Here is an 18,576-nt window from a genome sequence, read left to right as displayed (position 1 = left end):
CGGTACCCCTCCTTGGACATGCATCGACTCCGGAATGCCCAGCATTCCACACGGAAGCCCCGGTGACGGGCAGATCGGGGGCGCGGGCCCCGGGTCAGCGGGGCATGTTGCGCAGGTTCGTCGACGCCATGTCGAGCATCTTCCCTACCCCGCCGCCGAGCACGATCTTGGTCGAGGCGGTCGCGAATCCACGGATCTGCTGGGCGGAGATCTTCGGCGGCATCGACAGGGCATCAGGATCCGTGACCACGTCGATCAGCATCGGACCTGGGGTGGCGAGCGCCTCGGCCAACTGCTTCTTCAGCTTCTTCGGATCGGTGATGCGCACCGCGCCGATGCCCACCCCCTGCGCGATCGCCGCATAGTTCACGTCCTCGTGGTCGGTGCCGTAGTCGGGCAGGCCCTCCACCAGCATCTCGAGCTTGACCATGCCGAGGCTGGAATTGTTGAAGACCACGATCTTGGTGTTCAGGTCATGCAGCTTCACGGTGAGCAGCTCCCCCATCAGCATGCCCAGGCCTCCGTCGCCGCTCATCGAGATCACCTGCCGCTCCGGGAACGCCTTCGAGGCACCGATCGCCTGCGGGAGGGCGTTGGCCATGCTGCCGTGGTGCCAGGAGCCGAACAGCCGACGCTTCCCGTTGGGGGTGATGTAGCGGGCACCCCAGACGTTGCACATGCCGGTGTCCACGGTGAACACGGCGTCCTCGTCGGCGAGGGCGTCGAGGGTCGCGGCGACGAACTCCGGATGGATCGGCGTCATCTTCTCGACGTTCTTCGTGTAGGCGGCGACCGCGCCGGACAGCGCCTTGTGGTGGGCCTTCAGCTGGCGGTGCAGGAAGCGGGCGCTCTTCTCGCGGGTCAGCAGCGGCATCAGGGCCTGCAGGGTCAGGCCCACGTCGCCGTGGATCGCGAGGTCCAGCGGCGCCCGGCGGCCCAGTCGGGCGGCCTCAGCATCGATCTGCACGACCCGCGGAGGGTTCTTCCCCTCCGGCCCCGGCAGGAACTCGCTGTACGGGAAATCGGTGCCCAGCAGGATCACCAGATCCGCCTCGTGCATCGCCTCGTAGCAGGCGCCGTAGCCCAGCAGACCGCTCATCCCCACGTCGAACGGGTTGTCGTACTGCATGAACTCCTTGCCGCCGAAGGCGTGACCGATCGGGGACTTGACCCGTTCGGCGAGCTCGAGCACCTCCTCGCGCGCATCCCGCACCCCGGCACCGGTGAACAGGGTGACGGTGTCGGCCTCGTCGATCAGCTCCGCGAGGCGGCCGACGGGCGCCGCGGCGGGCTGGATGCGGCCGAGGTCCGTGGCGAGATCGCGGGTCAGCGGCCCGTCGACCTCCTCATCGGCCACATCACCGGGCAGCACCAGCACCGAGACGCCCTGCTTCGCGATCGCCGTCTGCACGGCGATGTGGAGCATGGTCGTGCCGTGCGTGCCGGAGTTGACCATCTCGCAGAAGTGGGAGCACTCGCGGAAGAGGGTCTCGGGGTGCGTCTCCTGGAAGAAGCCGGTGCCGATCTTGCCGGAGGGGATGTGGGAGGCGATCGCGAGCACCGGGGCGCCGTCGCGGTGGGCGTCGAACAGGCCTTGGATCAGGTGGGTGTTGCCCGGTCCGCAGGAACCGGCGCAGACGGCGAGCTTCCCGGTCAGCCGGGCCTCGGCGCCCGCGGCGAAGGCTCCCGCCTCCTCGTTGCGCACATGGACCCACTCGATGCCCTCAGTGGTGCGCACGGCATCGACCACGGGGTTCAGCGAGTCGCCGACCACCCCGTAGATCCGCTGGACGCCGAGGTCGCGGAGCTGGGTGACGAGGAGCTGGGCGAAGGTGCTGCGGGCCATGATGGTGCCTCCGGGGGTGAGTGCGTCGAGATGGGCACCGGCCCCAGGCGCGGTGCCCGTTGCCCTCACCCTAGTCGTGCACCGGCCCTGCTGCCGGGCAGGGGGCCGACCGCTCGGCAGGCCGTGCGGGCGCAGCACCCCGTCGGGGCCTCAGGTCTGCTCGGGATCCTCGTCCTCGTCGGCAGAGGGCTCGGGCTCGACGGGCGTGAAGCGCACCGTCTGCACCCGGCGCTCGTCGACCTCGACCACCTCCAGCAGCCCGCCCTCGACCGCGACGCTGTCCCCGGCCACGGGGATCCGGCCCAGCTGGGCCATGAGGAACCCGCCGACGGTCTCGTACCCGCCCGTGTCAGGCAGGCCGATGTCGGTGGCGGCCTCGAACTCCTGGAGGATCAGCCCGCCCTCGAAGGTGCCGTCGGCCTCGAGGATGCTGTCGAGCCCGCCGGGTGCAGGCCACGACTCACGGTCGAACTCGTCATAGATCTCCCCCACCAGCTCCTCGAGCAGGTCCTCGAGGGTGACGATGCCGTCGGTGCCGCCGTACTCATCGACCACGACGGCGATCTGATCGGCGTGCGCGCGCATCCGGTTCAGCGCCATCAGCACCTGGACGGTGCCCGGGATGTGCTCGATGGGGCGCACCAGCTCGGACATGCGGGTGGTGGCCGGATCATCGACCAGCAGCATGTCCCGCACATGCACGAAGCCGAGCACATCGTCGACGTCCTCCCCGATCACCGGATAGCGGGAGAAGCCGGTGTTGCGGATCTCCATCCTGACCTGGGCGACGGTCTGGTCGCCGTCGAGGAAGTGCACCTGGTGGCGGGGCTGCATCACCTCGACGACGGTGCGCTCGGAGGCGTCGAAGACATCGGCGAGCACGCGCGACTCGGCCTGGTCCAGGGCATCGGAGCTGCGCACCATCGACTTGATCTCCTCGGCGGAGACGGCCTCGCGGTCGGCATCCGGGTCCCCTCCCAGCAGGCGCACGACGATGTTGGTGGAGGTGGACAGCAGCCAGATCACCGGTCGCATCAGCTGCCCGAAGATGCTCAGCGGAGTGCCGACGATCTTGGTCATCGCCATCGCGTTCTGCATGGCCAGCCGTTTGGGGGCGAGCTCGCCGAGCACCAGCGAGAGATAGGCGATGACCAGGGTCATCCCGATCAGCGCCACCGTTCCGGCGGTCGTCTGCGAGAGCCCGAGATCGGTGAACAGCGGCACCAGGGAGGGGGCGATGGTGGAGGCGCCGTAGGCGGAGGAGAAGAAGCCGGCGACGGTCACGCCGATCTGCACGGCGGAGAGGAACTGGTTGGGGTCCCGCACCAGCGTCGCGGTGCGCTCGCCGCGGGGGCCGCTCTCCTCGAGCTGCTTGATCTGCGTCTCGCGGAGATTGACGATCGCCATCTCGGTACCTGCGAACACGCCGCCGATGAGCACGAAGAGGAGCACCAGGGCGATGTTCAGGAGAACGGAGAGGTCCATGAGGCAACGCTACCCGCCACGATGACGGCGACCTGGGGACGCGCTGGCGGTTTTCCGGCCCGCCGCTCACAGCAGCGGCAGCAGCTCCTCCCACACGGCGCGCAGGATCTCCGCCGCGCCCCGGCCTTCCAGACGCGCGGTGACGGTGATGACGGCATCCTGCGCAGGCAGCACGACCAGCAGCTGTCCCAGTGCGCCGTCGGCCCGCCACGCACCCTCGGGCGTGCACCGCCAGACGCCGAGGCCGTAATGGGCGCTCTCGGGCTCGGGATCACCGGTGGGTACCCACGCATCCTCGGCGTGCAGCGCGTCGATCCAGGTGGCGGGCACGAGCTGCGCACCTTCGTGCTCTCCGCGCTGCAGCAGCAGGCGGCCGATCCGCGCCAGCTGACCGCTCCTCAGATGCAGCCCCGTCGCACCCCAGCTGTGCCCGTCACGGGTGGTGTGCCATTGCGGGTTGAGGATCCCCAGCGGCTCGAACAGGCGCGGCATCAGCCAGTCCCGCAGGCTCTGCCCGGTGCGCTCACCGATCACCCGGGAGAGCAGGAAGATCGAGCCGTTGGAGTACTCCCAGAGCTGCCCGGGCTCGGCGAGCAGGTCGGTGCCCAGCAGCAGGGAGGTGAGGTCCGGGTGGTCGCGCTGCTCATCGAGGAAGCCCAGCACCGGCGAGCCGGAGGTCATCGTGAGCAGGTGACGCAGTCGCACCTGTTCGACCCCGGCGCCGTACCCGCCGCTCGGTGCGGCCAGGTGATCGCTCAGCAGGTCCTGCGGATCCAGCAGCCCCTCGTCGGCCGCGATGCCCACGGCGAGCGCGGTCACCGTCTTGGAGACGGAGTAGATGTTCTCTGCGGTGTCCTCGGCGAAGCGGCAGCTGAGCTCGGTGCGGCCGGCGCGATGCAGGTGCACCGCCCGCACGCCGAGGCGCTGCTCGAGGATCCGCTGGCGCAGGGGAAGAAGCAGGAGCTGGTCGGGGATCGCGGTCTGGGCGGGATCGATGCTGGTGGGGTCGGCGGGGTGCATGGCGAGACCGTATCGCGCCCCGTCCCTCCGGCCACCGGGGACCTGCAGTTCCGGCCACCGGGGATCTGAAGTTCCGGCCACCGAGGATCTGCAGCTGCGGCCACCGAGGATCTGAAGTTCCGGCCACCGGGGACCTGCAGCTGCGGCCACCGGGGATCTGACGCATATGTGGGTTGAACGCGCAGGAGCCGTTCAACTCACGCATACGTCAGGGAACTGGTGGCCGAGATCAGCCGAAACGCCGTGAGAGCCCGGCATACAGGACGGCCTGGGAGCCAGGGAGGGGGCGGCATGCGGCGGGGCGGGCGGAAGCTGGGGCGGAGTGGTGAAGATCGGCGGTTGCCGACCGAAGTCGGTGGTCGGCGGGCCCTGCCCAGGGAAGAATGAGGGCACTGCCGGTGCCGTATCTCCTCAGGACGCTCGCGACACCCCAGCCCTTCCCCGTCGGCACTGCCGTCGACCTGACCGAAAGGCGCCCGTGGACACCCTGCGACGCTATGTCTTCCCCGTGATCTGGATGCTGATCCTCGGCCTGATCGCTCTGGCGCTGGTGAAGATGGCGTTCTTCCCCGCCGGAGACGAGACGGCGGGCGAGGACCCGCTCACCCCCGGCGCCGACTTCGACCAGCACGCCCTGGTCACCGTCGAGCCCACGGACCTGTCCTCCGAGCTCGTGCTCCCGGCGATGGTCCAGCCCGATGCCGGCACGGCGCTGAAGGCCACCACCACCGGCGAGATCACGAAGATCTGGCTGGGCAACGGTGACCAGGTCGACCTCGGGCAGCGGATCCTGCAGGTGCGGTATCCGGTCGAGCCCGAGCCGGTCGAGATGCCCGCCGTCCCCGACGGGGAGGAGAGCCCGGAGGACGCCGCGCCGGTGCCCGCCCCGCAGCCTGCTGCGACCGAGTACCGCTACGTGAACCTGATCGCCACCGCAGCCGGCACGATCAGCGGCATGGAGGTCGTCGAATGGGGCGATCTCGCCGAGGGCGACGGTGTCGCGACCATCTCGCCGGACACATACTCGATCATCGCCGATCTCACCCCCGAACAGCAGCTGTCGCTGCTGGACGTGGAGCTGGACGCGACCACCGAGCTGCCCACCACCGCAGACCCGGTGGCCTGCACGACCCCCGCCATCACCGAGGATGCCGAGATCGAGGAACCGGCCGCCCCACAGGCCCCGGAGGTCGACCCCTACTCCGGAGAGATGCTCACCCCCGACAGCGGGGGCGTCTCCGCGGCGCAGCTGGTGTGCCCGGTCCCCGCCGAGGCCCGTGTGGTGCCGGGACTGGGCGTGGAGGTGACCGTGGACCTCGGCACCCGCACCGGAGTGCTGACCGTCCCCACCACCGCCGTGGTGGGCGAGGGCACCGCCGGCACCGTCTTCACCCTGGACGAGGCCACCGGCGAGACCATCCCCGTCGACGTCACCCTGGGCATGCGCGGGGACGGCGCGGTGGAGGTCACCGAGGGCCTCGAGGAGGGCCAGGAGATCCTCGAGTTCGCACCCGGCGTCGACGCGGAGGACATGACGGTCGAGGGCGGGATGTGGTGAGCGCTCCCCTGCTCGAGCTGCGCGATCTGCGTCGCAGTGTGCGCCTGCCCAGCCGGGAGCAGCTGCACATCCTGCGCGGCATCGACCTGACGGTGCACGGTGGCGATCATGTCGCCGTCGTCGGCCGTTCCGGATCGGGCAAGACCACCCTGCTGAACCTGCTGGGGCTGATCGACCACCAGAGCGGTGGGGAGCTGCTGTTCGACGGGGTCGACGTCTCCCGGCTCGGGGAGCGCCGTCGGGCCCGTCTGCGCGGCGCTTCCATCGGCTTCGTGTTCCAGCAGTTCAACCTGCTGGACGGTCGCACCGCGCTGGAGAACGTGATGATGCCGCTGATGTACGGCAGCGCCGGTCAGTTCTGGCGGCGCGAGAGGCTCGCCCTGGAGATGCTCGACCGGGTGGGGTTGGCGGACCGCGCCCAGCAGCAGCCCTCCCGTCTCTCCGGCGGTGAGCAGCAGCGGGTGGCGGTCGCCCGCGCCCTGGTGCGTCGGCCCCGGCTGATCCTGGCCGACGAACCGACCGGAGCCCTCGACGTCTCCACCGGGGAGGCGGTGATGGCGCTGCTGGACGAGATCGCCCGCGACTCCGACGCCGCCCTGGTCACCATCACCCATGACCTGCAGGTCGCGGCATTGTCCCGCCGCGCGTTCCTGCTGGACGAGGGCACGCTGCACGACATCGACACCGACGGCGCCCGGGACGCGCTGACGGCGACCGCGGGACTGCGTGCCGGACGGGAGGCGGTGTCATGACCGGGCTGCTCGCCTCGATCGTCGAGGCCTACGGGGAGCTGCGCGTGAACAAGGGACGCATCCTGCTGTCCCTCATCGGGGTGGCGTTCTCCGTCTTCGCGCTGACCGCGGTGATGGGCGGCGGGGGCATGCTCACCAGCGCCCTGACCCAGTCCACCGAGACCTGGTCAGGCCGCAGCATGACCCTGACGATCCAGTCGATGGGCGGGTCCGCGCAGGCCACCCCGGCCGAGCAGGACGCCGCCGTGCTCGAGCAGGTGGACCGGCTCGGCATCGACCAGCGCAGCCGCCGCGTCTACGACTCGCTGCGGGTGCAGACCCCGCAGGGGGTGCGCACCTCCGAGCTGATCGGTGTGGATCCGGCGTTCGCCGATATCTTCCGCACCACCGTCGAGCACGGCCGCTGGATCGCGGATTCCGACGCCCACCGGCTCGCCCCCGCGCTGGTGGTCAACGCACCGCTGTACGAGATGCTCGGGCGGCCGGATCTCGGCACCGAGCCGGTGACGGTCTACGGCGCCACGGGCGCCTCCGACGTCGATCAGGCGATCGTGGTGGGGGTGCTGCCCGAGCGCCCGAACACCGACTGGGGTCCCTCGGCATTCATCGCCGCCGGTGGCATGGCCGCGCTGCCCGGCCGGGCCGGGGCCCCGGCGACCTCCGAGTACATCCTCTGGGTGCCATCCGAACAGGGCGATGAGATCTGGGAGCGGCTGTCCACCTCGCTGCGGGACACCCCGGCGGGGACGTTCGACGTGAGCCGCAGCTCGATGTCCCCCGACGACCTCGGCTTCGACGTGCTCGCCTACGCGGTGATCGGCGTGGCCCTGGTGATCCTGCTGCTCGGCGCGCTGGGACTGGTCAACATCTCCCTGGTCACCGTGCGGTACCGGGTGCGGGAGATCGGGATCCGCCGCTCCTACGGAGCCACCGGGGCCGGATCTTCGTGGGCGTGCTGATGGAATCCGTGGTCGCCACGGTGCTGGCCGGAGCGGTGGGGGTGACCGCTGCCGTAGCCCTGGTGAAGGCGCCGTTCGTCAGCGACCTCTTCCGGGACGCCGGCCTGGTGGAGCTGCCACCCTTCCCGGTCGAGGCAGTGCTGGTGGGCCTCGGCGCCGCGACCGCGGTGGGCGTCCTCGCGGGGGCGCTGCCCGCCCTGATCGCCACCCGGATCAAGGTGATCGACGCGATCCGGAGCTGAGTGCAGGCAGCTGCAACCACCACCGGGCCCGGGCAGCCGGCAGCGGGCAGCCGGCAGCCGGCAGCGGGCAGCCGGCAGCGGGCAGCGGGCAGCGGGCAGCGGGCAGCGTCACCAGATTTCTGGGCTATATGACGGTTGAACGCCCTACAGACGTTCAACCCTCATATATGTCAGGAAAGTGGTGGCCGAGATCAGCCGGCGGCAAGCGCCAGGCGCCACGCGGCATGCGGCAGGTGGCGGGTAGCGGGTGGCGGGTGGCGGGTAGCGGGTGGCGGGTGGCGGGTGGCTCAGTAGGGCACCGGTGCAGGGGCGGGCTCACCGGCGGGGCGGCTGACCGGCTCCAGCAGGCGCACTCCCTCGCGGGCACTGATCCGGGCCACCGACACTGCGGTGAGCAGCAGCAGCGCTGCCGCCGCGGTGATGCCGCCGGCCAGGGCGGCGGAGTCGGATGCGGTCGTGGCGAGTGCGGCCGAGGAGCTGCCCGGTGCGGCGGCAGCGGCGTTCACCGCCGCTGCTCCCGCCCCGACACCGGTGCCCGCACCCACGGCGGAGACCAGCTGGGAGGCGGCGGTGACCGTCGCGACGAGCAGGATCGACAGCTCCAGCCCGCCGCTCTTCCAGGCCAGCGTCGCCGAGGCCAGCCCCAGGGCCAGGGCGGGCAGGAGCACCGCGGCGCTGAGCTCGCGGCCGATGAGCATCACGGCGCTGGCAGCGAGCAGCGGCAGCAGCGGGCCACGCAGCCAGGTGCCGAGCGCCTGCATCACGATCCCTCGCAGCGTCAGCTCCAGGCCCGCGGCCTGCAACGGGGCGAGGACCAGCACGATCAGGGTGACCAGCAGCAGCTGCGGCACGGAGCCGGTGGCACCGGCCGCACCTGCGGTGGCCCCGGCTCCACCATCATTGCCCCCGGTGATCGCGGTGGCGACCGCACCGGCGATCCCGGCGGCGGCGACGACCACCACGCCCATCGCGATCCCCCACGGGCCGAGCGATCGCAGCAGGTCGCGGCGCGGCCGGGCGGCGACCGAGCAGGCGGTGCCCAGCGGCCGCCAGCCTCCGAAGCGCACGCCGATGATCCCGGCGGGCAGCCACATTACGCCGATCGCCAGGGCGAGCGCGACATCCAGCGCACTGGTGGGGTCGCCGCTGGTGACGCCGAGGGCCACGTTCACGCCCGGGGCGAGGGCGAGCACCAGGATCGTCAGGACCAGCACCACCGAGATCAGCACCACGTAGGCGATGAAGGCGGCGGCGAGGGTCAGCAGCGGCCTGAGCCAGCCCGCCCAGGCGGGGCGCAGCGTTGCCATGCGGTGGAACGGGGTGGCGGGGAGGGAGTGGTCTGGAGTCATGTCGCCCCCACTGTAGGACGCTCGACCGGGAGCACGGTGGGTGCGACCAGCGACGACGGCGAGGGGGCCCTGCTCCCGGCCACCGGCTGTTCCCTCCGTCGGCCGGTGGTGCCAGGATGGCCTCCCGCGGGTCTCTCACCAGGCCCCTACCCCTGGAGGTCACATGTTCAGCTCCACGCCCTACATCGCATTTCCCGGTAATGCGCGTGACGTCCTGGAGTACTACCGGGAGGTGTTCGGCGGCACCCTCGATCTGATGACCTACGAGGGCATGCCGGACATGGGCTTCACCCCGCCGCCCGGGGCCGTCGCCCATGCTCAGCTGCATGGCGGCCTGGTCACCCTCGCCGGCGGTGACGACCTCGGCGAGGACTCGCGGCCGCTGAGCGGCTCCGCCTACTCGCTGCTGGTCATGCCCGGCACGGTCGAGGAGGCGAAAGCGCTGATCGAGCGGCTCACCACCGACGGCGGCACCCTCGGGATGCCCTTCGAGCAGGCCCCCTGGGGTGACCACTACGGCCAGGTCACCGACCGCTTCGGCGTGCTGTGGCAGGTGAACGTCTCCGGGGCCTGAGCTCCGGATCGGCGGTGGGCGCGGGCGGACGATATCCGCGGCTCCGCGCCCGCCGCCGACGGGCCGACGAGCCGACGAGCCGACGAGCCGACGAGCCGACGAGCCGACGAGCGAGTCTGCTCACCGATCAGCGAGCGGGACGCCCCTCCCCCGCTGCGGCTCCCACAGGCCCAGGCCCGCACGCCGCGAGTACCACCACCAGATCCCGGCCGAGAGCAGCAGCATCGGAATCAGCGCGAGCAGCAGTCCCAGCAGCTCCACCTCGCCCTGCTCGGTGAAGCCGGGGATCAGCGGGGCGATCGCGAACAGGGTCCAGTTGTTGGCGGTGTGCACCAGGATCGGGATCTCCAGGCCGCCGGTCTTCCATGCCAGCAGGCCCATCACGATCGCGAAGAGCGCGATGTCGATCTGGCCCATCCAGCTGTAGCCGTGGCCCAGCACGAACAGCGGCACCGGGAGCAGGATCCCCAGCACCGGCCGGCGCAGCCAGGTGCCCAGCATCTGCATCGGCAGCGCCCGGAACGCGAACTCCTCACCCGCGCACTGCAGCGGCGAGAGCACCAGCGCCAGCAGCCAGGCGAGGACCACGCCGGCGCTCAGCTGCGGCACCACGATCGCCTCGCGCTCCAGGATCAGGTTCAGCACCAGGTTCAGCAGCACGAACACCGGGACGACCACGAGCGCCGCACGGCCCAGCAGACCCCAGCGGAACCGGCCCAGCACCGACAGGGCGATACCAGCGCGGCCGTAGCCGGCCAGCGTCCCCACCAGCACCGCGGGAACCAGCAGCGCCAGCATCCCCAGGCCCAGGAACTGATCAGCCGGATTCAGCGGATCGGTCAGGGAGGAACTGGTCGCCGCGGCCGGCCAGATCTCGCCGGCGATCAGCAGCGGCACCATGACCTGGAAGTTCATCACCACGAACACGGCGGCGGTGACCACCAGCGTGACCAGCGGCCGCCACCAGTAGCGACGGTGCCAGAGGACGCGAGCGGCGCGATGGTAGGCCTGGGGCTCCGGGAGAGTCGCAGGCAGCGCCGCGCCGATACTGCCGGGGCTGCTCGTCACCGGCGGCTGCGGAGGAGGGCGCAGGTCGTGTTCGATCATGCTCCGATCCTGCCGGTCGCCCGGGCGCTGCGGCGTCCGCTCTTCGTCTCCTCTTCCCCACCTCCGATCGGCTGACCCCGCAGTTCGGGGAATCGGCCGAGCGGCTGATCCGTCGGCCGCTCCCTGCTCCCTACCCTGGTCACATGACCCTCATCTCGCCCCGCTCACCGGCGCCGCCCTCCGTGCGCAGCCCGCGCCAGTGGGCGATCGCGATCGCTCAGAGCCTCGTGGGCACGGCGCTGGGCCTGCTGGTGTTCCTCATCGGCTTCGGCGTGCTGCTGACAGAGTTCTCCGACCATCCGCCCGAGGGTCTGGTGGGATTGTTCGCCCTGGACGCGCTGGTGGGTGCGGTCGCGACCCTGGTCATCGGTCCGCTGCGGTTCCTGCCGCCGGGTCGGCTGCACACCGCGGCGCATCTGCTGCTGGCGGCGTCCGTCGGGCTCAGCTCGTGGTCGCTGTCGGCGGCGGCGCTCGCGCTGTACCGGATCGGGGTGCGGCGGCGAGCGCTGCTCGACGTCGCGGTGATCCTGCTGGTCGCAGGCACCTCGATGGCGTCGTTGAGCGTCGATGCCCGAATCCGGGGGGAGACCCCGGAGGCCCTGGTGCTCGTCGCGATGGGGGTCATGGTGGTGTTCGCGCTGATCCCGCTGCTGCTCGGCCATGTGGTGGGCACCCGTCACGAGCTGCTCGCCTCGCTGCGGGAGCGGGCGGCCTCCGCAGAGCGCGAGCGGGAGACCGCCCAGCGGGAGCGCGCCGCCGCGGAGCGGGAGGCGGCTGCCCTGGTGCGCGAGCGCGAGGCGGAGACCGCTCGGGTGCGCGCCGAGGAGCGCGCGGCGCTGGCCCGGGACATGCACGACAGCATCTCCCACCACCTGGCCGCGATCGCGATGCACGCCGGCGCCATGGCTTACCGCGAGGATCTCTCGCCGGCGGAGCTGCGCCGCACCGCGGACACGGTGCGGGATGCCGCACAGCAGGCGAACCGGGAACTGCGCACGGTGCTGTCGGGGCTGCGCACCGCTGACGGCGATGCACCGCTGGCCACCGCCCCGACCCTGGCAGGCATCGTCGAGCGCTGCCGGGAAGAGGGACAGGAGGTGGAGCTGGCCTGGGAGGGCCTGGCCGCCGAGGATCTCACCTCCCGTGGTCGCGGCACTGTGGTGGCCCTGGCCCGGGTCCTCTCCGAGGTGACCGTGAACGCCGCCAAGCATGCCCCGGGCCTGCCGCTGCAGGTGACTCTTTCCCGGCAGGGTGAGCAGGTGCGACTGCGGGCCCGGAACCCGCTGCCGTCGGAGCCGGTGTCCACCCTCTCGGCGGGACATGGCCTGCTCGGGGTGCAGGAGCGGGCGAGGCTGCTGGGCGGGGACGCGCGCCACGGTGAGGTCGACGGGGCCTTCGAGGTGGAAGCATGGATGCCATGGTGAACAGCGCAGCCGGCGAGAACAGTGCCGGGAGCCCCGCCGTGCGGGTGCTCCTGGTGGACGACGAGGCGCTGATGCGCACCGGTCTCCGCCTGATGATCGACGGCGCGCACGGCATCGCAGTGGTCGGTGAGGCGGCCGACGGCGCCGCGGCGCTCGAGCAGGTCCGCTCCCTGGCGCCCGACGTGGTGCTGATGGACATCCGCATGCCCCGCATGACCGGCCTCGAGGCCCTGCGGGCGCTGCAGGAGGAGGGCGACGAGACGAGGGTGGTCATGCTGACCGCCTTCGACACCGATGACTTCCTGCTGGAGGCGCTGCGGGCCGGCGCGGTGTCCTTCCTGCTGAAGGATTCCCCTCCCGAGGAGGTGGTGCAGGCGGTGCTCGATGCCGCCGCCGAGCGACCCCGCTTCTCCCCCGAGGTGCTCTCGCGGCTGGTGCGACTGGCCTCCGCCGACTCCGGCGGCGGCTCCGACGGTGGCGCGGTCAGCGGGGCGGCCGACGGGCGGGCCGACGGGGTGACGCCCGAGCCGGCTCCGGCGGACGCCCCCACGCCCGCAGGCATCACCGAACGCGAGTGGGAGGTGGCCCGTCTGGTGGCTCGCGGGCTCCCCAACCAGGAGATCGGCGAGACGCTGTTCATGTCGGTCGCAACGGTGAAGACCCACCTGGGCAGGCTCTATCACAAGCTGCAGGTCACCAATCGGGTACAGCTGGCGATCCGGGTGCTCGAGCTGGGCGGCTGAGGTGCGCGGGCGGGGCGGCGTGCGCGGCTGCCCCTCGGTCGATCCCGCACCTCGGCCGTGCCATCCTGGTTGCCGCTCCCGACGATGAAAGCAGGCAGCACCATGCCCTCCACCCGTGACCTCGCGACCCCGCTGGGTCGTGCCCGGATGCTGTTTTCGATGCTGTCCGCGCCAAAGCTGAGGGCGGGGATCGGTCGGATTCTCGCCGGCGAAGGGGCTCCCGAGGCCCCGGAAGTGCGCGGTCCGCTGTCGCAGCTGGACTGGCTGGGCAGCGACGGCGAGGTCGACGTCGCCGGGCTGCGCGAGATCGCCGAGGCGCTCGCCCTGATGCGCTCCGACGCGGCGATCCTCGAGGTGGACAGGCTCGACAGCATCCCGGTGAAGACCGAGGAGTCGCGTCAGGTCAGCGCTCGGATCGCACGGATCGTGTTCGCGCGGGTGGGGGCGGAGCGCACGCTCTCCGAGGCCGAGCTGAACGTCGCGATCGCGATGTTCGCCCAGGATGTCGCGCTGGTCCGGCGCGACGCCGTGGATGCCGGGGCGCTGACGCGGTCTGCGGACGGCGCGGCCTACCGCCTGGCCGCCAGCTGACCGGGGTCAGTCGCCGAGCCGCTTGCGGATCGTGCGGAAGATCCGGCCGAGGAACGGGATGAGGAACACGAAGAGCCACATCCCGATGAATCCGAAATCGAACAGTTTCATGACGATGACCCCGAACACCACCACCAAGAGGACCGGGACGATCCCCCGGACCGCTCTGCGGAGGCTCGACTGGATGTTCTCCGCGTCTTCGGTGTCCAGGCCGGCGAATCCCGTCAGCCAGGGCGACTCCGGCTCACCGCCCGGGCTGCGCGCCGCGTCCCCGGTGACCTCGCCGAAGCGGGGCGCCATCCGCTCCGCCGCCAGCGGATCGCTGCTGCCGCCGAAGTCGGAGTCGGCCCCCTGGGCGTCGGCGGCGAAGTCGGAGGACCAACCGCCGGAGCCATCGGCCCCGTGCTGCTCCGCGCCGCCGCGGTCCGCACCGCCCAGCCAGGACGGGTCCCCGCCCGGCCCGTGATCATCGCTCCCCCATCGATCCCTCATAAGGCCATGATAGGCGCACCGCCGCCGAGGAGCGCCGTGGCCATGGGCGCTGGCCGCCCCGCCTGCGCGATACCGTCGCCGGATGATCCATCTCGACGATGACCAGGTGCGCGGCGGCCGTCCCGAGGGGTTGCTGGTGGTGCAGAACCTCGGCTCGGGGCTCAACGACCTGGTCCTGGCCGACGTGGTCGCCCGGGCGGTCGGCGCATGAACAGCACAGCGGCCGACGAGGTGAGGATCCGTCCTCTCGAGCAGGGGATGACCGGCCTGCTCGCCGAGGCGGCGCCGGGATGGGCCGCCGCCGTCCCGGCCTGGCTCGAGTCCATGCGCACCGGCCGCAGCACGGTGCTGGTCGCCCTGCGCGGTGCCGCCCCCGTCGGGGTGGCGCAGCTCCTCCACGGCGAGGTCCCGGAGGTCTGCAACGTCGGCGTGCTGAAGGCGCACCGGGGCCAGGGCATCGGGGCGGCGCGGGAGAAATGCGGTCGACGCCCTTCATAGACTTCTCCCCATGACCGTCTCCTTCACGCGCCTGGACCCCGTCGGCGAGGACCACGACGCCCTCGTCGAGTTCATGACCCGCAATGAGTTCCCGTTCCATGGACGCCCGCACCCCCGCGCCGCGGATGTCGAGACTGCGATCCGCGACGGCGCCTATCGCGACGAGGACAACGACTCGTTCTGGATCGATCACCGCGAGCTCGGACGCATCGGCTTCCTCCGCCTGGAGGACCTGAGCGACGACGCGCCGCTGTTCGACCTCCGTCTCGACGCCCCGTTCAGGGGCCGCGGCCTCGGGGCCGACGTGCTGAAGGCGGCCACCGACCACGTGTTCCGCACCCTGGCGGACGTCCAGCGCTTCGAGGGCCAGACCCGCGAGGACAACCTCGCCATGCGCCGGACCTTCGTCCGCTGCGGCTGGCTCAAGGAAGCGCACTACCGGGAGGCCTGGCCGGTGGACGGCGGCGCCCCGCTCGCCTCGGTGGCCTACGGCATCCTCCGGCGCGACTGGGAGACCGGGCGGACGACCCCGCTCCTCTGGGACGACCTGCCCGCCTGAGCGCCCGCGGCGGACGGGAGCATCCCGTCAGCCGGTCGGGGAGCCGCTGCGTCCGGTGGCCGAGGTGCCGTCGGCGATGCTGCGCGGGAGGTGGGCGAGGGCCGCGAAGTCGGTCGAGGGGCGGCGTACTTCGAAGGTGTCGCGCACGGCCTGCGCGTCGGCGAACAGGGACGTATCCACCTGCCAGCCGATGAAGCGGCGCGGGCCGGGGTGGACGAACTCCTCGCTGGTCACGAAGGTACGGCCGAGCAGGCGCAGTGCCTCGTCGGTGGTGTCGCCGTGCATCGGCGGCAGCGGGACTGCCGCGTACTCGTCGCTGCCGCTCGAAGGATCCACCGCCCGGCACTCCCCCGCACCGCACAGCACCCCGACCGGGTAGTAGCGCTGCCCGAGCATCCCGTCCAGCACGTGCCCCATCGTCGGGCCGCCCCATCCCTCGGGGTTCCGGGCCAGGTGCTCGTTGTGGGCCCAGAGCACAGTGATCCCCTGTGCGGGCAGCCCTTCGAGCAGGGTGTTCGCCATGTGGGTGTCTCGGCGATGCAACCGGGAGAGGTCCGGGGCCGCGAGGTGGACGTCGGCGTGACGGCGCAGGTTCCGCGCCAGCGCCGCGACCGTAGGCTCCCGCTCGGCCTCGACGGTGCGGCACAGCGTCACGAGCTCGGCGACCTCCGCGCTGTTGAGAGGATCGCGTCTGGCCACTGCTCGCAGCACCGGTGCCTGGACGCTCCGTTCCTGCAGGGCACGGGCGGTGCGATAGGGCTTGGATATGTCGACGCCGAGGAATCGGGGCCGGCGCGGGGCCGGCAGCGTTGCGATGGTCTCCTGCAGTGCGCGCAGACCCTCGCGGATCGTGCCGGTGTCCCAGATCGAGCTGCCCTGGTCCCAAGCGGCATCGAGATCTCCCCCGTCTCGCAGTGCCGCATCGACCTCGAGGCCGACGGCGAAGGACTCCTCGACCGCGATCGCCGCAAGCAGACCGCGGCGGGCGAGCTCGTGGATCAGCTCGAGCTTCCAGGCGAAGGCGTTCGCGCTGCCATGGGTGGGCTCTCCCAGTCCCAGCACCCCGTTCTCGCCGAGCGCGGGCAGAAGTCGATCGACGAGGGCAGCGCTCATGTGGACATGGTGCCATCGCCGTGCTCACCATCCCGTGCGCGCGATCGTAACTCGCGATATGATGTTTTCATCATGCCACTATCCCGCAGTCAGCGTCCCCTCTACGAGGTCAAGGCCAATCTCTTCAAGGGCCTCGCCCACCCCTATCGGATCCGGATCCTCGAACTGCTCGCCGATGCCGAGGAGGTCTCCGTCGCCTCCCTCCAGGCTGAGACGGAGCTGGAGGCCTCTCACCTCTCCCAGCACCTGTCCGTGCTGCGCCGCCATCACCTGGTGGCCTCCGAGCGTCGGGCGAGCCACGTCTACTACCGCCTGGCGGATCCGCGCATCCGCGAGCTGCTGGCCGTCGCCCGCGCCCTGCTGCTGAACATCCTCAGCGAGGACCGTGACCGCCTCGATGCGGCGCAGAACCTCCCCGCGATCACGGCGGAGAGCCTGTGACCACTCCCTCTGCGCCCCGCGCCTCCCCGTTGGCCGCCTTCACCGTCTCCCAGCGCCTACGCGCCGCCGCCGGGCGCTCACGCGATCTGTGGCCGGCGCGCGAGGACTACCGTCTGCTGCCGAAGACCTGGCGGAAGGATCTCCTGGCCGGCGTGACGGTGGGCATCGTCGCGCTCCCGCTCGCGCTCGGCTTCGGCGTCAGCTCGGGCCTGACCGCGGAGCAGGGACTGATCACGGCGATCGTCGCCGGGCTCCTCGCCGCCGTGTTCGGCGGATCGAACATCCAGGTCTCCGGGCCGACGGGCGCTATGGTGGTGGTGCTGGTCCCCATCGTCGCCAGCTACGGCGTGGGCGCGATCGCCGCCGTGACCCTGCTGGCCGGGCTGATGGTGATGGCGACCGGTCTGCTGCGGCTGGGGAAGGTGGTCTCGATCATCCCCTGGCCGGTGATCGAGGGGTTCACCCTCGGCATCGCCTGCATCATCTTCATGCAGCAGGTCCCGCTGATCACCTCCGCTGATCCGGCCGCGCCGGGCGAGCTGAGCTCGAACGCGGTCGTCGCCGCCGGGCAGTCGCTGGCGATGGCGGATCTCGCACACCTGGCCTGGGCACTGGGCGCGGTCGCGATCGTCGCGGCCTGCATGCTGCTCGCCCCGCGGATCCACCCCTCGGTCCCGGGCTCGCTGATCGGGATCGCCGTGGTCGCGGTGCTCGCCGCCCTGCTGCCCACGCCGCTGGCCACGATCGGGGCGATCCCCGCCTCGCTCCCCGCACCGTCGATGCCGACGATAGATCCGGCGCTGCTAGGGGTGCTGCTGCCTGCGGCCGCGACCGTCGCGGCGCTGGCCGCGATCGAGTCGCTGCTCTCGGCGCGGGTGGCCGGCTCGATGTCGGATACCGGCGCCTTCGACCCGGACCGCGAGCTGGTGGGCCAGGGCATCGCCTCTATCGGCGCCTCCCTGTTCGGCGGTATGCCCGCCACCGGCGCGATCGCCCGGACCTCCGTCTCGCTGCGGGCAGGGGCCCGCACCCGCGCGGCGTCGATCGTCCACGCCCTGGTGCTGCTGGCGGTGGTCTATGTCGCGGCCGGTCCGGTGGGGATGATCCCGCTGGCGGCGCTGGCCGGGGTGCTGTTCATGACCGCGATCCGGATGGTGCGAATCACGACCGTGCGCTCGATCATGACCTCGACCCGCTCGGACGCCTGGATCTTCGCGATCACCGCTTTGGTGACGGTGTCCTTCGACCTGATCGTGGCGGTGCTGATCGGGGTGGCGCTGGCGGCGGTCGTCGCCCTGCGCGGCGCGGCCCGCACCACCGGGGTGAGCCTCGAGCCGATCCGGGTCGAGGACCCCAGCCCGCTGGACGAGTCGGTCGTCGCGGTCCGTTTCCAGGGCCCGCTGTTCTTCGTCTCCGCCGAGCGGGTGCTGGAGACGGTGATGGGGGTGGGCTCGGTGAACGTGGTGATCCTGCGGCTATCCCGGCTGGAGCGGGTCGATGCCACCGGCGCCCAGGTGCTCGCCCAGATCGTGCGCGCTCTCGAGCGGCGCGGCATCACAGTGCTGATCAAGGGGGTGCAGGACAGCCACAGCGGCCTGTTCCACCGGGTCGGGGTGCTGGCCGCGCTGCGTCACCACAAGCACCTCTTCGTCGACTTCGACAGCGCGCTGGAACACGCCCGCTCGCACGTGGAGCGGGAGCGGGCGGCGCGGCCCGTCGGCCCGCCGACAGCGGCTCCGGCCCCACCGGGGGTGGGGCCGGCCCCGGAGGCGAGCGCACCCCGCTGAGTCCGCGGCGGCGGGGCGCCGACGCCGCGGAGCAGT

General features: G+C 71.5%; 20 protein-coding genes. 13 read left to right on the top strand and 7 right to left on the bottom strand.

The window, feature by feature from the left end; translation table 11 throughout:
• Positions 1 to 94 precede the first annotated feature (94 nt).
• From CFK39_RS09380 to CFK39_RS09370, 3 genes are all read right to left on the bottom strand, one after another.
• Positions 95 to 1,846: a pyruvate dehydrogenase gene (locus tag CFK39_RS09380; RefSeq protein ID WP_089065238.1), complete on the bottom strand. Its 1,752-nt coding sequence runs from the start codon at positions 1,844 to 1,846 to the stop codon at positions 95 to 97.
• Positions 1,847 to 1,996: 150 nt separating this feature from the next.
• Positions 1,997 to 3,331, bottom strand: a complete 1,335-nt coding sequence (locus tag CFK39_RS09375) for a hemolysin family protein (protein WP_089065237.1) — start codon at positions 3,329 to 3,331, stop codon at positions 1,997 to 1,999.
• 66 nt (positions 3,332 to 3,397) lie between these two features.
• A complete protein-coding gene (locus tag CFK39_RS09370; protein ID WP_089065236.1) occupies positions 3,398 to 4,351 on the bottom strand; it encodes a serine hydrolase domain-containing protein in 954 nt (317 codons plus the stop codon).
• A gap of 478 nt (positions 4,352 to 4,829) precedes the next feature.
• Here CFK39_RS09370 and CFK39_RS09365 point away from each other — a divergent pair, with 478 nt between their 5' ends.
• The 4 genes from CFK39_RS09365 to CFK39_RS16850 are packed head-to-tail and all read left to right on the top strand — an operon-like array spanning position 4,830 to position 7,862.
• The gene (locus CFK39_RS09365) at positions 4,830 to 5,909 is read left to right on the top strand and encodes an efflux RND transporter periplasmic adaptor subunit (protein ID WP_089065235.1); all 1,080 of its coding nucleotides are present in this window, start codon (positions 4,830 to 4,832) and stop codon (positions 5,907 to 5,909) included.
• Positions 5,906 to 6,661, top strand: a complete 756-nt coding sequence (locus tag CFK39_RS09360) for an ABC transporter ATP-binding protein (RefSeq protein ID WP_338027663.1) — start codon at positions 5,906 to 5,908, stop codon at positions 6,659 to 6,661. Before CFK39_RS09365 ends, CFK39_RS09360 begins: the two co-directional genes overlap by 4 nt.
• On the top strand, positions 6,658 to 7,620 hold the full coding sequence (locus tag CFK39_RS09355) for an ABC transporter permease (protein ID WP_245822412.1): 963 nt from the start codon (positions 6,658 to 6,660) through the stop codon (positions 7,618 to 7,620). Before CFK39_RS09360 ends, CFK39_RS09355 begins: the two co-directional genes overlap by 4 nt.
• Entirely contained in the window at positions 7,614 to 7,862 is a 249-nt protein-coding gene (locus CFK39_RS16850) for an ADOP family protein (RefSeq protein WP_245822409.1), read from the top strand. The genes CFK39_RS09355 and CFK39_RS16850 overlap by 7 nt, the downstream gene beginning before the upstream one ends.
• 287 nt (positions 7,863 to 8,149) lie before the next feature.
• Here CFK39_RS16850 and CFK39_RS09350 read toward each other — a convergent pair whose 3' ends face one another.
• Positions 8,150 to 9,211, bottom strand: coding sequence for a CAAX protease (locus CFK39_RS09350; protein WP_089065234.1), 1,062 nt, complete (start codon positions 9,209 to 9,211; stop codon positions 8,150 to 8,152).
• A gap of 163 nt (positions 9,212 to 9,374) precedes the next feature.
• Between CFK39_RS09350 and CFK39_RS09345 the strand changes: the two genes are divergently transcribed.
• Positions 9,375 to 9,785 (top strand): VOC family protein, encoded by a 411-nt coding sequence (locus tag CFK39_RS09345; protein ID WP_089065233.1) that lies wholly within the window; start codon positions 9,375 to 9,377, stop codon positions 9,783 to 9,785.
• Positions 9,786 to 9,905: 120 nt separating this feature from the next.
• On the opposite strand, the gene CFK39_RS09335 is transcribed toward CFK39_RS09345, so the two are convergent.
• On the bottom strand, positions 9,906 to 10,892 hold the full coding sequence (locus tag CFK39_RS09335) for a CPBP family intramembrane glutamic endopeptidase (protein ID WP_089065232.1): 987 nt from the start codon (positions 10,890 to 10,892) through the stop codon (positions 9,906 to 9,908).
• 143 nt (positions 10,893 to 11,035) lie between these two features.
• On the opposite strand from CFK39_RS09335, the gene CFK39_RS09330 reads away from it, so the two are divergent.
• From CFK39_RS09330 to CFK39_RS09320, 3 genes are all read left to right on the top strand, one after another.
• Positions 11,036 to 12,316 (top strand): sensor histidine kinase, encoded by a 1,281-nt coding sequence (locus CFK39_RS09330; protein ID WP_089065231.1) that lies wholly within the window; start codon positions 11,036 to 11,038, stop codon positions 12,314 to 12,316.
• Entirely contained in the window at positions 12,310 to 13,059 is a 750-nt protein-coding gene (locus CFK39_RS09325) for a response regulator transcription factor (RefSeq protein WP_338027662.1), read from the top strand. The genes CFK39_RS09330 and CFK39_RS09325 overlap by 7 nt, the downstream gene beginning before the upstream one ends.
• A 102-nt stretch (positions 13,060 to 13,161) precedes the next feature.
• Positions 13,162 to 13,650, top strand: a complete 489-nt coding sequence (locus tag CFK39_RS09320) for a DUF2087 domain-containing protein (protein WP_089065229.1) — start codon at positions 13,162 to 13,164, stop codon at positions 13,648 to 13,650.
• A gap of 6 nt (positions 13,651 to 13,656) precedes the next feature.
• On the opposite strand, the gene CFK39_RS09315 is transcribed toward CFK39_RS09320, so the two are convergent.
• Positions 13,657 to 14,142, bottom strand: coding sequence for a hypothetical protein (locus CFK39_RS09315; RefSeq protein ID WP_089065228.1), 486 nt, complete (start codon positions 14,140 to 14,142; stop codon positions 13,657 to 13,659).
• 82 nt (positions 14,143 to 14,224) lie between these two features.
• Here CFK39_RS09315 and CFK39_RS17175 point away from each other — a divergent pair, with 82 nt between their 5' ends.
• From CFK39_RS17175 to CFK39_RS09305, 3 genes are read left to right on the top strand one after another with little or no spacing between them, the layout of a single operon-like run.
• On the top strand, positions 14,225 to 14,353 hold the full coding sequence (locus CFK39_RS17175; protein ID WP_275094094.1) for a hypothetical protein: 129 nt from the start codon (positions 14,225 to 14,227) through the stop codon (positions 14,351 to 14,353).
• Positions 14,350 to 14,640, top strand: a complete 291-nt coding sequence (locus CFK39_RS09310; RefSeq protein ID WP_089065227.1) for a GNAT family N-acetyltransferase — start codon at positions 14,350 to 14,352, stop codon at positions 14,638 to 14,640. The genes CFK39_RS17175 and CFK39_RS09310 overlap by 4 nt, the downstream gene beginning before the upstream one ends.
• A 10-nt stretch (positions 14,641 to 14,650) precedes the next feature.
• The gene (locus CFK39_RS09305; protein ID WP_089065226.1) at positions 14,651 to 15,199 is read left to right on the top strand and encodes a GNAT family N-acetyltransferase; all 549 of its coding nucleotides are present in this window, start codon (positions 14,651 to 14,653) and stop codon (positions 15,197 to 15,199) included.
• 27 nt (positions 15,200 to 15,226) lie between these two features.
• Here CFK39_RS09305 and CFK39_RS09300 read toward each other — a convergent pair whose 3' ends face one another.
• On the bottom strand, positions 15,227 to 16,312 hold the full coding sequence (locus tag CFK39_RS09300) for an erythromycin esterase family protein (protein ID WP_089065225.1): 1,086 nt from the start codon (positions 16,310 to 16,312) through the stop codon (positions 15,227 to 15,229).
• A gap of 72 nt (positions 16,313 to 16,384) precedes the next feature.
• Between CFK39_RS09300 and CFK39_RS09295 the strand changes: the two genes are divergently transcribed.
• Positions 16,385 to 16,753 (top strand): ArsR/SmtB family transcription factor, encoded by a 369-nt coding sequence (locus CFK39_RS09295; protein ID WP_089065224.1) that lies wholly within the window; start codon positions 16,385 to 16,387, stop codon positions 16,751 to 16,753.
• The gene (locus CFK39_RS09290; RefSeq protein WP_245822407.1) at positions 16,750 to 18,540 is read left to right on the top strand and encodes a SulP family inorganic anion transporter; all 1,791 of its coding nucleotides are present in this window, start codon (positions 16,750 to 16,752) and stop codon (positions 18,538 to 18,540) included. The genes CFK39_RS09295 and CFK39_RS09290 overlap by 4 nt, the downstream gene beginning before the upstream one ends.
• The last annotated feature ends 36 nt before the right edge of the window (positions 18,541 to 18,576 follow it).

This window comes from Brachybacterium avium (genome assembly GCF_002216795.1).
Lineage (GTDB): Bacteria > Actinomycetota > Actinomycetes > Actinomycetales > Dermabacteraceae > Brachybacterium > Brachybacterium avium.
Note: the sequence above shows the minus strand (reverse complement) of the source record. Positions and strands in the feature narration are given on the sequence as shown.

Bases quoted from the DNA above. Each gene is read 5' to 3' on its own strand.
- CFK39_RS09380 (WP_089065238.1), bottom strand. From the start codon at position 1,846: ATGGCCCGCAGCACCTTCGCCCAGCTCCTCGTCACCCAGCTCCGCGAC.
- CFK39_RS09335 (WP_089065232.1), bottom strand. From the start codon at position 10,892: ATGATCGAACACGACCTGCGCCCTCCTCCGCAGCCGCCGGTGACGAGC.
- CFK39_RS09300 (WP_089065225.1), bottom strand. From the start codon at position 16,312: ATGAGCGCTGCCCTCGTCGATCGACTTCTGCCCGCGCTCGGCGAGAAC.
- CFK39_RS09315 (WP_089065228.1), bottom strand. From the start codon at position 14,142: ATGAGGGATCGATGGGGGAGCGATGATCACGGGCCGGGCGGGGACCCG.
- CFK39_RS09355 (WP_245822412.1), top strand. From the start codon at position 6,658: ATGACCGGGCTGCTCGCCTCGATCGTCGAGGCCTACGGGGAGCTGCGC.
- CFK39_RS09330 (WP_089065231.1), top strand. From the start codon at position 11,036: ATGACCCTCATCTCGCCCCGCTCACCGGCGCCGCCCTCCGTGCGCAGC.
- CFK39_RS09370 (WP_089065236.1), bottom strand. From the start codon at position 4,351: ATGCACCCCGCCGACCCCACCAGCATCGATCCCGCCCAGACCGCGATC.
- CFK39_RS09375 (WP_089065237.1), bottom strand. From the start codon at position 3,331: ATGGACCTCTCCGTTCTCCTGAACATCGCCCTGGTGCTCCTCTTCGTG.
- CFK39_RS09325 (WP_338027662.1), top strand. From the start codon at position 12,310: ATGGTGAACAGCGCAGCCGGCGAGAACAGTGCCGGGAGCCCCGCCGTG.
- CFK39_RS09350 (WP_089065234.1), bottom strand. From the start codon at position 9,211: ATGACTCCAGACCACTCCCTCCCCGCCACCCCGTTCCACCGCATGGCA.
- CFK39_RS09305 (WP_089065226.1), top strand. From the start codon at position 14,651: ATGACCGTCTCCTTCACGCGCCTGGACCCCGTCGGCGAGGACCACGAC.
- CFK39_RS09295 (WP_089065224.1), top strand. From the start codon at position 16,385: ATGCCACTATCCCGCAGTCAGCGTCCCCTCTACGAGGTCAAGGCCAAT.
- CFK39_RS09345 (WP_089065233.1), top strand. From the start codon at position 9,375: ATGTTCAGCTCCACGCCCTACATCGCATTTCCCGGTAATGCGCGTGAC.
- CFK39_RS09320 (WP_089065229.1), top strand. From the start codon at position 13,162: ATGCCCTCCACCCGTGACCTCGCGACCCCGCTGGGTCGTGCCCGGATG.
- CFK39_RS17175 (WP_275094094.1), top strand. From the start codon at position 14,225: ATGATCCATCTCGACGATGACCAGGTGCGCGGCGGCCGTCCCGAGGGG.
- CFK39_RS09310 (WP_089065227.1), top strand. From the start codon at position 14,350: ATGAACAGCACAGCGGCCGACGAGGTGAGGATCCGTCCTCTCGAGCAG.